Annotated in this window: 11 protein-coding genes; 4 read left to right on the top strand and 7 right to left on the bottom strand. The window is 58.9% G+C overall.

The genetic code is table 11. From position 1 onward, the window contains the following. Window positions 1–11 precede the first annotated feature (11 nt). Both floT and H7B67_RS20090 read right to left on the bottom strand, forming a co-directional pair. Window positions 12–1535, bottom strand: a complete 1524-nt coding sequence (gene floT, locus H7B67_RS20095; RefSeq protein WP_185121683.1) for a flotillin lipid rafts scaffold protein FloT — start codon at window positions 1533–1535, stop codon at window positions 12–14. Between the two features lie 54 nt (window positions 1536–1589). After that, window positions 1590–2105: an NfeD family membrane protein gene (locus tag H7B67_RS20090; RefSeq protein ID WP_185121632.1), complete on the bottom strand. Its 516-nt coding sequence runs from the start codon at window positions 2103–2105 to the stop codon at window positions 1590–1592. Between the two features lie 211 nt (window positions 2106–2316). Here H7B67_RS20090 and H7B67_RS20085 point away from each other — a divergent pair, with 211 nt between their 5' ends. Beyond that, window positions 2317–5448 (top strand): penicillin-binding protein 1A, encoded by a 3132-nt coding sequence (locus tag H7B67_RS20085; RefSeq protein WP_185121631.1) that lies wholly within the window; start codon window positions 2317–2319, stop codon window positions 5446–5448. 122 nt (window positions 5449–5570) lie between these two features. Here H7B67_RS20085 and acsA read toward each other — a convergent pair whose 3' ends face one another. After that, complete coding sequence (acsA, locus tag H7B67_RS20080) at window positions 5571–7295, bottom strand: acetate--CoA ligase (RefSeq protein WP_185121630.1); 1725 nt, start codon at window positions 7293–7295, stop codon at window positions 5571–5573. A gap of 248 nt (window positions 7296–7543) precedes the next feature. Here acsA and H7B67_RS20075 point away from each other — a divergent pair, with 248 nt between their 5' ends. Beyond that, window positions 7544–8176 (top strand): GNAT family N-acetyltransferase, encoded by a 633-nt coding sequence (locus H7B67_RS20075; RefSeq protein WP_185121629.1) that lies wholly within the window; start codon window positions 7544–7546, stop codon window positions 8174–8176. A 28-nt stretch (window positions 8177–8204) separates the two neighbouring features. Further along, window positions 8205–9401, top strand: a complete 1197-nt coding sequence (locus H7B67_RS20070; RefSeq protein ID WP_185121628.1) for an acetoin utilization protein AcuC — start codon at window positions 8205–8207, stop codon at window positions 9399–9401. Between the two features lie 79 nt (window positions 9402–9480). On the opposite strand, the gene H7B67_RS20065 is transcribed toward H7B67_RS20070, so the two are convergent. From H7B67_RS20065 to H7B67_RS20050, 4 genes are all read right to left on the bottom strand, one after another. After that, window positions 9481–10170: a 5'-methylthioadenosine/adenosylhomocysteine nucleosidase gene (locus H7B67_RS20065; protein ID WP_185121627.1), complete on the bottom strand. Its 690-nt coding sequence runs from the start codon at window positions 10168–10170 to the stop codon at window positions 9481–9483. A gap of 94 nt (window positions 10171–10264) precedes the next feature. Beyond that, window positions 10265–11269, bottom strand: a complete 1005-nt coding sequence (gene ccpA / locus H7B67_RS20060; RefSeq protein ID WP_185121626.1) for a catabolite control protein A — start codon at window positions 11267–11269, stop codon at window positions 10265–10267. 155 nt (window positions 11270–11424) lie between these two features. Beyond that, window positions 11425–11772 carry a bacillithiol system redox-active protein YtxJ gene (gene ytxJ / locus H7B67_RS20055; RefSeq protein ID WP_185121625.1) on the bottom strand — a complete coding sequence of 116 codons (348 nt, stop codon included), beginning with the start codon at window positions 11770–11772 and terminating at the stop codon, window positions 11425–11427. 100 nt (window positions 11773–11872) lie between these two features. Next, a complete protein-coding gene (locus H7B67_RS20050; protein WP_245363449.1) occupies window positions 11873–12253 on the bottom strand; it encodes a hypothetical protein in 381 nt (126 codons plus the stop codon). A gap of 271 nt (window positions 12254–12524) precedes the next feature. On the opposite strand from H7B67_RS20050, the gene H7B67_RS20045 reads away from it, so the two are divergent. After that, window positions 12525–13049 (top strand): type 1 glutamine amidotransferase domain-containing protein, encoded by a 525-nt coding sequence (locus H7B67_RS20045; protein ID WP_185121623.1) that lies wholly within the window; start codon window positions 12525–12527, stop codon window positions 13047–13049. Window positions 13050–13056 lie beyond the last annotated feature (7 nt).

Here is a 13056-nt window from a genome sequence, read left to right as displayed (position 1 = left end):
TATTCGAATCGTTATTCGGCCGGCGTCGGCTTCGCCGGATCCGCCGGAAGCTGCGCGACCGGCTGCTTGTCGCCGCCCAGGACGGGCTGCGAACGCCTTGTCAGCCCTTGAACAAGCTTGTTCAAGTCGATGCCGGAGACATTCTTCAGCATCTCGGGAGCCGTCGCCATCAGCGAGGTGACGTAGTTGCTGACGCGCGCGGCGCCTTCGCCGTGTCCCGTATCGACGACGGTCAGCTTGTCGATCGACGAGATCGGTTCTGCGACCTTGCCCGCGAGCTCCGGCAGCATCTTCGCGATGATATCGAGAACGGCCGCTTCCCCGAAGCTCTCGAACGCTTCCGCCAGCTTCTCCTTCGCTTCCGCTTCCGCAAGTCCCCGCAGCCGGATGACTTCCGCTTCGGCGGTACCCTTCGCCCGCTCCGCGTCCGCGATCGCGAGGCCCTCGAGCCGCTTCTGCTCCGCGACGGCCTTGGCTTCCGCTTCGATCTTATACTGCAGCGCGTCCGCCTCGCGCATCTTCTTCACCCGGTCGGCTTCCGCCGCCTGTTCGACGGCGTAGCGGTCCGCGTCCGCCTTCTTCTTGACCTCGGCGTCGTATTGCTTCTCCCGGCGAAGAATCTCCTTCGCCTCCAGGTCGATCTCGCGTTCCTTGCGGACGAGTTCGACCTTCATCTGCTCCTCGACGACGCTTTGCTTGGAACGGGCTTCCTGTATGGAATAGGACTGATCGGCTTCCGCCTTCGCCATATCCTGTTCCTTCTTGAAGGATGCGACCTTCAGCTCCTTCGCCTTCGTCGCTTCCGCGATGTTCGTATCGCGCAGAAGCTCCGCCTTCTGGCCTTCTTCCTCCGCGAGAGCCTTCTGGATCCGCGAATCCCGAATCGCCTGGGCTTCGGCGATGTCCGCGTCTCTCTTCACCGCGGCGATCCGCGGCTTGCCCAGCGCTTCGAGATAGCCGTGCTTATCCCGGACGTCCTTGATCGTGAAGGAGACGATCAAGAGGCCCATCTTCTTCAAGTCCCTGGCGGCGACGCCCTGAACCTCTTGGGCGAACTTGTCTCGATTCCGATATACTTCCTCCACCGTCATCGTTCCCAGAATCGCGCGCAGGTGTCCTTCCAGCACTTCCTGAGCTTCGCTCTTAAGCGCTTCGGTCGGTTTGCCGAGGAACTGCTCCGCCGCCGTGGCGACGTCTTCGACGGATCCGCCGATCTTGATGATGGCGACCGCGTCCGTCAGGACGGGAACGCCTTGCTCCGTGTACACTTCCGGCGTCGTGACGTCAAGCTTGTGGGAGAGCAGCGACAGATTCTGCGCTTGCTGGAAGATCGGCAGAATAAACGCGCCTCCGCCCCGTACGATCTTTATTTTCCGTCCGGTGTCGTCGATCGCTACGTTCTTGCTCCCCAGGAACGAACCCGTCACGATCATCGCTTCGTCCGGCGAGACGGTCTTGTAACGGGCCCAGAAAGCGAGTCCGAGCACGAGCAAGACGGCGACGACCCCGATGGGTATGTACAAATACTCCGGAATGTTGTTCAAACGACCACCCAGCCTCTCTTCATTAGGAATAATAATTTCGCAGCTTCAATCCATTCTCGAGACGTACAGCGTCCCTTCCTTCACTTCGACCACGACGACTTTCGTTCCCGCCGGAACGTCCACCTTGTCGAAGCTCGCCGCCACATGATTGGAGTAACCGACCCCCGCCTTCACCAGGACTTCCCCAAACCCCGTCGCGGGCACCGGCGTCAACACTTCCGCCAGCATGCCGGTCAGCTCGTTCATGGAGTATCCGGTGGAGTTCTCGCTGTTCCTCATCGGCCTGACGTAGACGAAATACATTCCCATCCCGATCAGCGCGGCGCCCATGACGGACAGGAGGTAAATCCCGTAGCCGGGCAGCTCGGAATACCGGTGAAGCAGCAGGCCCATTCCTCCGAAGACGGTAATGCCTCCGGACAGGACGACCGGTTGGAAGACGTCGTGAAGATCGATGGAGAAAAGACCGCCGGCCGCATCTCCCAAGCCATCGCCGAAAATCAGAGTAACGAGCGCCATAAGCGCCCCGAACAGCAAACAGCACCAAAATAACGCATCCATAGGCATCCCCCCTCGTGAGCAACTTTCCGGCATGAACCGACGTCTCAATATATTAATACGGTTAGTTGTAGGATGAAGTTTCTTTATCCCCTAGATTTTAGGATATTTTTATAAGACCAAGGACTCACTCCGCCGCCGTCCCGCCGGATTCGGGCGAGTCAAACATTTGGCAAATATGCTATAATGGTTCTGTTTGTGAAGGAGGCCTCATATGAGCGAATCTAATCCAACTCCCAAGCCGCCTAAGAGCTACGGCTCCGCATGGTGGCTCGCCGCGCGACTCTTCATCTATACCATCCTTTGGCTGCTGCTGTTCGGCTTGCTGACGGGACTGGTGGCGGCAGGCGCGGCGGGAGGATACATCGCGGCACTGGTCAAGGACGATCCGGTACGCCCGCAAAGTTTAATCGAAGAGAAAATAAACGAGAATTCCATTACCGGATTCGTGTATTTCCGGGACAACACGCTGATCGGGCAGCTGCGGACGGAAGAGGATCGCCGCCCCGTCACGTTCAACGAGATACCCGAAACGGTGATCAACGCCGTCACCTCGATCGAGGACCGCAATTTTTTCTCGCATCCGGGCGTTGACGCGAACGGCTTGATAAGAGCCGTCAAGCAGCAGGTACTGAACGAGGACGTGCAGACGGGCGGCAGTACGCTTACCCAGCAGCTGGCGCGCCAGGTGTTCCTGACCCTCGACAAGACGACGAGCCGGAAAGCGAAGGAGATCTTCCTCGCCTTAAGGCTGGAGCAGTACCTGTCCAAGGAGCAGATCATTACCGCTTATCTGAATAAGATCAATTACGGCAACGGCTCTTCCGGATATAACCTGTACGGAATCAAGTCCGCCGCCAAGGGGATTTTCGGCTTGGAGCTGGATCAGCTTAATCTCGCTCAAGCCGCCTATCTAGCCGGACTGCCTCAGCGTCCGAACGCTTATTCCGCCTTTACGAGCAAAGGCGAATTCAACGAGGCCAACTTCAACCGGGCGATGAACCGGCAGAAGCTGGTACTGGAGAAGATGCTGGAGTACGGCAACATCACTCAGGCGGAGTACGACGAAGCATCGAAGTTCGACGTCTATTCTTCTCTCGCCAAGCCTACGCAGAAGGCATACAACACGTACCCGTATCTCATGCTCGAAGCGGAGAGGCAAGCGGCCCGGCTGCTCGTGCTTAAGCAGAATCCTAACCTGACGGAAGCGGACCTCGACAAGAAGGAGAACAGCGCTCTCGTGGAGGACGCCCGCGCGCAGCTGCTTCGCGGCGGCTATAAGGTCACGACGACCATCGACAAGAAGATTTACGATCTGATGCACGATATCGCGGAGAACCCGGACAATTTCTCTCCCGACCATGCCACCAAGGGCGTGGAGCAGATCGCTTCCGTCATGATCGACCATAAGACCGGAGCTATTCTCGGGATGATCGAAGGACGCGACTTCCATATCGAACAGATGAACTTCGCGACGCAGATGGAGAGGCAGCCGGGTTCGGCGATGAAGCCGATCGCCGCTTACCTGCCCGCCATCGAGAAAGGGCTGATCCAGCCGGCCTCCGTGCTGGACGACTCCCCGATGATCCTGAACAACGGCGGAACGAGCAAGCATATTCCGAAGAACTCGAACGAGAAATACGCCGGCCTCGTCACGGCCAGAACGGCTTTGAACAAGTCGCTGAACCTTCCGGCGCTCAAGATCTTCCTGGACAAGGTCACGATCAGCGAAGCATGGAACTTCGCTCGCCAGCTTGGGATTACCACCCTGGTGGAGGAAGACAATCAGGCTCAGACGGGCGTTATCGGCGGCCTGACTTACGGTACGAGCGTCGAAGAGCTGACGAACGCATACGGCGCTATCGCCAATAAGGGCGTCTTCAACGACTCGTATATGATCGAAGAGATCCGGGACGCCGACAATAACATCGTCTTCAAGCACGAAGCGGCTCCGAAGCGCGTCGTCAGCGAGCAATCCGCTTACCTGATGACCGACATGCTGAGAACCGTCGTGACGGAAGGAACGGCGACTTCGGTCAAATCCGCGTTCAAGAACTACGGCAAGATTCCGATCGTCGGCAAGACGGGCACCACGTCGAACTATTCCGACGTTTGGTTCGAAGGGTATACCCCGGACATTACGCTCGGCGTATGGGCCGGCTACGAGAAGCCGACCAACACGCTGTCCGGAGACGGCCGCAACCGGGCGAAGCAGATCTGGGCCAAGGTCATGAACGCCGTCACGGAGGAGAAGCCGGAGCTGTTCCCGACCGAGAAGTTCGAGAAGCCGGACGGAATCGTGTCGATGACCGTATCGAGCGTCAGCGGCAAGCTGCCGACCGATCTGACCCGGCAAGCCGGCAAGCTGACGACGGACATCTTCAACAAGAAGTACGTCCCGAAGGAGCAGGACGACTCTCTCGTGAAGGTCAAGTATATTACGTTTAACGGAGTCAATTACTTGCCGCAAGACGGCACGCCGGAAGATCTGCTGCGGGAATCCGTGATGGTGAAGCGCGAGGCTCCCCTGGATAAGCTGATGGAAGATATCCAGCAGGCTCTCGGCAGCGTAGCAGCCGACAAGCGCAAGTCGCTCTCGTACTATCTGCCGCAGGACGCCAAGAACAGCGCGCCGTCCAAGATCGATCCGCGCGTCGAGGACGGAGCGATTCCGTCGGCGCCGGGCAACGTCGTCGCGGAGACGCTGGACGGCGGCAAGGTCCGCATCACCTTCAGCCCGAGCGCCCAAGCCGACGTGGCCGGCTACCGGCTATACCGTTCGGTGAACGGGGGGTCCTTCCAGAAGGTAGAAGTCTCGGTATTCGCGGGCGACGAAGCGAAGTTCGTCAATTACATCTCCGCCAGCAACACCTACGATTATTACGTGACGGCCGTCGACGTCGCGGGCAAGGAGTCCCCTCGCAGCGCGGTCGTGTCGACCGGCTCCGACGGCGGGGCAACGCCGGATCCGAGCTTCCCGTTCCCGGGAGACGGAACCGACAGCGGAACGGGAACGGGAACGGGGACAGGCGAAGGGACGTCCGGAGAGAATCAGGGAACCACTCCGGACGGCACGGCAGCCGCTCCTACCGCCCCGTCCGGCATCCAGGCGCAGAAGACGGACCTCGGCATTACGCTGGATTGGTCGTCCAATCCGGCCGGCGAGAACGTAACGAAGTATGAGATCTGGTATACGGGAACCGAGAACGGCCGCTACAAGCTGCTCGGATCGACCGCGCAAACTCATTTCGAGTACATGACGCTCTCCCCGGGCGGCTGGTATCGGATAACGGCCGTCAATAGCACGGGCACCTCCGATCCTTCCGCAGCCGTGGCGGTTCAATAACATCGATATCGAAGAAGAGGCTGATCCGCCGGTTCGCGACAAACGCGATAGACCGGCGGATCAGCCTCTTCTATTGCCATGAGAAGGGCGGAGCCAAGATAACCTCGGCTCCGCCCTTTTACTTAATCCTCGATCGTGGACAAGTCTCCCGTCGGGAGATTAAGCTCCCAAGCCTTGAGCACGCGCCGCATGATCTTGCCGCTGCGCGTCTTCGGCAGCTTGTCGCGGAATTCGATCTCGCGCGGCGCCGCGTGAGCGGACAGCCCTTCCTTCACGAACTTGGAGATGTCCGCCTTGAGCTCATCCGACGGCTCGAAGCCTTCGCGCAGGGAGATGAACGCCTTGATGATCTCGCCGCGAAGCGGATCCGGCTTGCCGATGACGCCCGCCTCCGCTACTGCCGGGTGCTCGACAAGCTTGCTCTCGACCTCGAACGGACCGACGCGCTCGCCGGACGTATTGATGACGTCGTCGATGCGGCCTTGGAACCAGAAATAGCCCTCTTCGTCCTTGTAAGCCGAATCGCCGGAGACATACCAGCCCGGGATGCGGAAGTATTCTTCGTACTTGGCCGGGTTGTTCCAGATCTTGCGCATCATCGAAGGCCAAGGCGTCTTTACGGCCAGGTTACCCATTCGGAACGGAGGCAGCTCGTTGCCTTGATCGTCGATGATGGAAGCCTCGATGCCCGGCACGGGGCGTCCCATCGAACCCGGCTTGATCTCCATGCCCGGGTAGTTGCAAATCAGCTGGCCGCCGGTCTCGGTCATCCACCACGTATCGTGGATGCGCTGGCCGTATACCTTCATCCCCCAACGCACGACTTCCGGGTTCAGCGGTTCTCCTACGCTCAGCACGTGCCGGACGCTGGACAGATCGAACGGCTTCACCGCGTCGTCCCCGGCGCCCATCAGCATCCGGAACGCCGTCGGAGCGCTGTACCAAACCGTAACCTTGTACTTCTGCAGGGTCGCGTACCAGTCTTGCGGGCTGAAGCGTCCGCCTCGCACGACATTGGTCACCCCGTTAAGCCACGGCGCGAATATCCCATAGGACGTTCCCGTTACCCAGCCCGGATCGGCCGTGCACCAGTACACGTCGCCTTCTCTCAGATCCAGTACCACGCGGCCCGTATAATAATGTTGGATCATGGCGTTCTGAACGTGGTAAACCCCCTTGGGCTTGCCCGTGGAGCCGGAAGTATAATGGAGGATCAAGCCATCCTCGCGATTCAGCCATTCGATGGCCGCCTCGTTCGAAGCCTCGGCCATCGCCTTCTTGAAGTCGACGATGCCGTCCTCTTCCTTCACGTCGTCGCCGAACACGATCAAGTGCTTCAGCTCCGGCAGCTCCGCCCGCTGAATGCGCGGCAGCAGGGCCGCGGAAGTCAGGATCGCGACCGCTCCGCTATCCTGCAAACGATCCCGGACGGCGGTCTCCATGAAAGCTTCGAACAACGGCCCCACTACGGCTCCTACTTTAAGAGCGCCTAGCAATCCGAAGTAGAGCTCCGGCGAACGGGCCATGAAAATAAAGATGCGGTCGCCTTTGCCCACGCCGAGCTTGCGAAGAACGTTAGCGAACCGATTGGACGCTTCGGCCATCTGCGCGTACGTGTAGCTCTCCTCGCGCTGGCTGTCGCTGTAATGAAGCGCGATCCGATCGCCTTTGCCGTTCTCCACGTGGCGGTCGATCGCCTCGTAGGCCATGTTGACCTTGCCGGTCTGAGACCAGGAGAAGTTCGCTTCCACGTCTTCCCATTTGAAATTGCGTACCGCTTCCTCGTAAGACCCCATATTGGAAGTCGCAACCGTAACCGCAAGTTTCTCCTCATGCTGCAATGTCATGACCTTCACCATCCCATTCAGTAGCCAGAATTGTTAAATAAGTATACGCTTACAAGTTAACATGAATTGCTTGACTACGTCATTATATCACAGGGATCTCGTTTCGGAACACCGTGAACCAGGAGATTATTGGACGGCAGGGGGCAAAATCCGCGAGAATGCTAGCTTTTTCACCCAACTAACCGAATCCTTCTCCCTCTCGCCTCTTCCATGGTGTATAATGACATCTAACAAAAGGAGCGATCGCCATGGAGCATATAAAGCGCTATCATCGGCATGTCCGCCAAGGCAAGAACGGTCCGCTCGCGATCGAAGGTCCCATTCCTCCCGAGACTCTGCGCAATTATCGCCTTCACGACGCCCTGGACGCTTTCCGGAGGCCGAAGGAGCAGCACGCGGCGCTGATCGAGATCTCGGAGCTGCCGGAAGGCCGAATTATCGCGGCCGTGGATGGCGACACCGTCGTCGGCTACGTGACCTTTCATTACCCGGACGAGCTCGAACGCTGGTCCGAAGGCGGCATGGACGATCTCGTCGAGCTGGGAGCGATCGAGGTCGCCGACGAATATCGGGGCCAAGGCATTAGCAAAGCTCTGCTGGCAACGGCCTTCGAAGAGGGCCAGCTCGACAACGTCATCGTGTACACGACCGAATATTATTGGCATTGGGATTTGGAGAACAGCGGCCTGTCCGTCTGGCAATATCGGGAGATGATGGAGAACCTGATGAAAACCGTAGGAATGGTCTGGTTCGCGACGGACGATCCCGAGATCTGCGCGCACCCCGCCAACTGCCTGATGGTACGCATCGGTCCCGACGTCCCGCTTGCCTCCGCGGAGAAGTTTGACAAGGTCCGGTTCAGGCAGCGCTTCATGTACTGAACGATTGTACCGAAAGGAAGAGATCGCGTTGACATTACCCGCATCCGAGGCGCTGTGGATCGATTGCTCCAATTCGAAGCGTTACCGCTTCGATGAGGACCATCCTTTCCATCCGATCCGGCTTCGCCTGACCGAAGAGCTGCTCGAAGCGATCGGCGCGCTGAGCGAGCGCCATCTGCTGAAGCCAAGCGACGCCATTCCGATGGAGGAACTGGAAGCCGTACACCGTTCCGATTACCTGCAGATCGTACAGGAGTTAAGCAAAGAAGCCCCCTCCCGGGAAGCCGTCGACCAGGCGGCCCGTTACGGCCTCGAGGCGGACGGCGACACGCCTTGCTTCCCCGGAATGCATGAAGCGTCCGCCGCGGTCGTTCAAGGCTCCCTGGCGGCCGCCGAGGCCGTCATGTCCGGCCGGTCCCTGCACGCCCTTCATCTCGGCGGAGGACTGCACCATGCTTTTCCCGACCGTGCTTCCGGCTTCTGCGTCTACAACGACGCGGCGGCGGCGATCCGCTGGATGAACCGGCGCTACGGGGCCAAAGTGCTCTACATCGATACCGACGTCCATCACGGAGACGGCGTCCAGTGGTGCTTCTATACCGATCTGGACGTCTTCACCTTCTCGATTCACGAAACGGGCAAGTATCTATTCCCCGGAACCGGCTTCGCCAACGAGCGCGGGGCGAATTCCGGCTACGGCGCCTGCCTGAACGTCCCTCTCGAGCCTTATACGGAGGACGAGTCGTGGCTGGCCTGTTTCTCGGAGTCGCTGGAGCGCATAATGAGATCGTTCAAGCCGGACGTCATCGTCAGCCAGCACGGCTGCGACGCCCACGCCCTCGATCCTCTCTCCCATATTCATTGCAGCATGAACATCTATCGCGAGATTCCGAAGCGAATCCACCGCTTGGCGCATGAATATACGGAAGGCCGTTGGATCGCTCTCGGAGGAGGAGGCTACGAGCATTGGCAGGTCGTTCCCAGGGCATGGGCGCTGCTCTGGCTCGAGATGACCGATCATCCCTTGCTCCGGACGATCGATGCCAGCGCCTCGGGAGGACCGCTGCCCGGCGATTGGCCGAAGCTCGCCTCTCCTCGCCGGCCTTCCGAGCTGCCGGGCAACTGGCTGGACGACAACGCTTCGTGGGCTCCGATGCCTAGGCGAAGCGAGATTACGGCCAAGAACAAGGAAGTGCTGGAGATCGCTCTCCAGCACTTGGGATAGATTTAGGATACGGCTAACGGCCGACTTCGAAGGGGAGCTTCGGAGTCGGCCGTTGCGTCGAATAAGCGGGGCAGCCCGCTTACAATAGCTTCAGCATCTCGTTGACGATCCTGTACGAATGATTGGACGCTTCGACCGTGAATTCCGCGAAGTTGACGGATGCCGAGCCGTCCGCCTTGTCCGACATCGAGCGGATGATGACGAAGGGAACGTTGTTCATCGCGCACACCTGCGCGACGGCCGCCCCTTCCATCTCGGTGCAGGCGCCGCCGAACGTCTCGTACAGCTCCTTCACCTGCTCGCGATCCGCGATGAATTGGTCGCCGGAGAGCACCTTGCCCAGCTTCACCCTTCCCGGCAGCGTATTCTCTCCCGCTTGTTTCGCGGCGGCGACGAGCTTCTCGTCCGCCTTCCATTCCGAGGTCTCCTGGAACGGAATGACCCCCCGGGCGAATCCTAGCGCGGTAACGTCCACGTCATGCTGCAGGCTGCTGGAGGAGATGACGATATCCCCGATGTTCAGATCGGGATCGACCGCTCCCGCCACCCCGGTGAAGATTACCTGGTTCACGTTGAACCGGTCGATCAATACTTGCGTGTACGCGGCCGCGTTGACTTTGCCCACGCCGGATTTGCACAGGACGACGGGCTTCTCGTTCAAGGAACCCGAATAGAAGACGATGCCGGATCGGTTCATCTCGACCCGGTCGTTCATTTGAGCGTGCAGCAGGTCGATCTCTTCCTGCATGGCGCCGATGATGCCAATCATGCTTATTCCTCCTCTAAAGGGAAGAAAATGCCCAGACGCAGGCCGTCTGGCCTCGCGCAGGGCATCCTTCGACTATGGTTGGGTTGTCCGATCGTTAAACCGATGCGACGGATTGACGAACGATCAACTCGTGCGGGAGAACGACTCGGGCATTCTCCACGGCTTCCTTCTTCATCAGCTTCGTCAGCAAACGCATGGCCACCGCTCCGATGTCGTACATCGGCTGAGCGACGGTCGTCAGCTGCGGACGCACCATCGAAGCCATTCGAATGTTGTCTACGGAGATGACCGAGATGTCGCTCGGAACCTTGAGACCCGCATCCTGAATCGCGTGGATGGCGCCGATCGCCATCTCGTCGTTCGCCGCGAAGACGGCCGTCGGGCGTTCCGGCAGCCCGATGAAGTGCTGGGCCGCTTCCATCCCGGATTCGTACTTGTAATTGCCGATGCGAACGAGATCTTCGTCGACCGTCAGCCCGGCTTGCTCCAGCGCCCGCTTGTAGCCTTGGTAACGGGCATAGCCGTTAGCAGGGTCTTGAAGCGTGCCGCTGATCATGGCGATCCGGCGATGGCCTTCGCCGAGCAACCGCTTCACCGCGTCGTAGGCGGCGGATTCATGGTCGATGTCGACGGATGGAATCGTGCCCTTCTCGTCGGTGGTCGCGCACAGAACGATCGGTACATTCGACGTATTGAACGCTTGAATGTGCTCGTCGGTCACCGCGCCGCCCATGAACAGGAGCCCGTCCACTTGCTTCTCGAGAAGCGTGTTGATGACGCGAATCTCCTTATCCTTGCGCTTGTCCGCGTTGCAAAGAATAATATTGTAATGGTACATGTTGGCGATATCTTCGATCCCTCTGGCCACTTCCGCGAAAATGGCGTTGGAGATATCGGGAATCACGACGCCTACCGTCGTCGTCTTCTTGCTGGCCAGGCCGCGCGCTACGGCATTCGGCCGGTACCCTAATCGCTCAATGGCTTCGAATACTTTCTTCCGCGTTTGAGGCTTCACGTTCGGGTTGTTGTTGACGACACGGGATACCGTTGCCATCGACACGCCGGCTTCGCGAGCCACATCATATATGGTTACCGTCACGTTACTCGCTCCAATGCTATGAACAACCATTGCCCGGCTTGTCCATGGGATAATAAGGTAATGATACGACAAATCTGTTGATTCCGCAACGTTTAGAGCGCTTTAGAACCGAAATATCGACGTTAAGTCCGATTTAGAGCGCCGAACGGGGTCCTTCAGGCTTCTTTGAGACGCTCGCTCAAGAAATCGTACGTAATTCTCCAATGGGATTCATCCCAAACGGGCCGGCCGTCCTTCACCAGAATCGCTTGCGGCGACTTGTGGGTCACGCCTAGCGCCTCCGCGATGTCGTTGCTGACGGGACGATCCTCGATCACGTGAACGATCGCGAAATCGACGGGACCTTGCTCCGCGTCCGCGACGAAGTTCATCAGTTCCTCGTGCGCTCCCGCGCTTACCGGGCACTGCGTGCTGTGCTTAAAGATAAGCACCGGCTTGGAACGGGACCGATCGAGAGCTGCCTTCCATTGCTCGATGCTGGTTAATTGCGTAATAGCAGCCAAGGTCTTCGCCTCCATGAAAATGTTTTCTTTATTTTCATGGTAGCAGAAATAAGAACGAAGCGCAAAAGAAATAACGGGGCATTCGCCCCGTTTCGTCATTTCACGATATGTATTGTGCGCTAAGCTGAGACAAACGGCTTCTTAACTCCGTTTTCCAGGTTTCGTCTTTCAGGGAATCGGCCACGAGCAGCAGGTCCAGAAGCTCGTTCGTTCTTTCTTCCAGCCTCCGCGCTACCGATTCCGCCTGAAGCGGCTGCTCCCGAGCGATCATGTCCTTCAGGACGCCGGCCCATTCGTGTTTCTCTTCGAAAGCGATCGTCTGAGGCTCCGGCTTCGCTCCCATTCGTCCGACGAGCTCCCCCAGATCCTGCTTCACGCCCGGGAACACTTCGTTGCGAGAGCAGCGATCGCAGGAGTAGACGGGGACATTGGCGATGCTGACCTTGTGGACGTAAATCACGGTGCGCAGTATCAACTTCATGGAATGACCGCAAGAACAACGTTTGTGCAACTGGGCTCTCTCCTCAATCAACAGAAATGGAAGACGCGAAGACGCCGACAGTCGGCGCCGCTTCGACCATTGTATTCGACTCCCCCGCCGCCGATTCCTTCTTTAGAAGCGACTGTAAATTATGGAATCGCCTCTAAGCGCACACAAGGATTTACTTGCGCTCGCGGTGTTGCCCGGCCGGATGTTTTGGTAAAATGGGATAGGCCGCAGAAGGCCGTGTGGAGGAAAAGGAGGAGCTGCGATGGGACAAACGAAGCGAGTCGTCTGCCTGGTGGACGATGAATTCGAGGATTTGGAGCTATGGTACCCCGTTTACCGCGCTCGCGAAGAAGGGGCCGAGGTCGTCTACGCCGGTCCGGAAAAAGGACGCAAGCACATCGGCAAGTACGGAGTGCCCGCGGTAGCCGATATTTCATACGCGGAATTGGACGAGTCCGCTTTCGACGGGCTTCTCGTTCCGGGAGGCTGGGCTCCCGACAAGATCCGGCGCGACGTCCGCGTTCAGGAGTTCGTTCGCCGCATGAACGAAGCCGGCAAGCCGATCGGGCAGATCTGCCATGCCGGATGGGTGCTCGTCTCCGCGAAGATCCTGAGCGGACGCAAGGTAACCTCGACGCCCGGCATCCGGGACGACATGGAGAACGCGGGAGCGGAATGGCGCGACGAGGCCGTCGTCATCGACGGCAATCTGATCTCCGCCCGCAGGCCGCCGGATCTTCCCGAGTACGCGAAGGCGTTCTGCGACGTGCTGTACGGCAGGCTGTGATCTCTAA

The sequence above is a fragment of the Cohnella thailandensis genome (genome assembly GCF_014212135.1).
Taxonomy (GTDB): domain Bacteria; phylum Bacillota; class Bacilli; order Paenibacillales; family Paenibacillaceae; genus Cohnella; species Cohnella thailandensis.
Note: the sequence above shows the minus strand (reverse complement) of the source record. Positions and strands in the feature narration are given on the sequence as shown.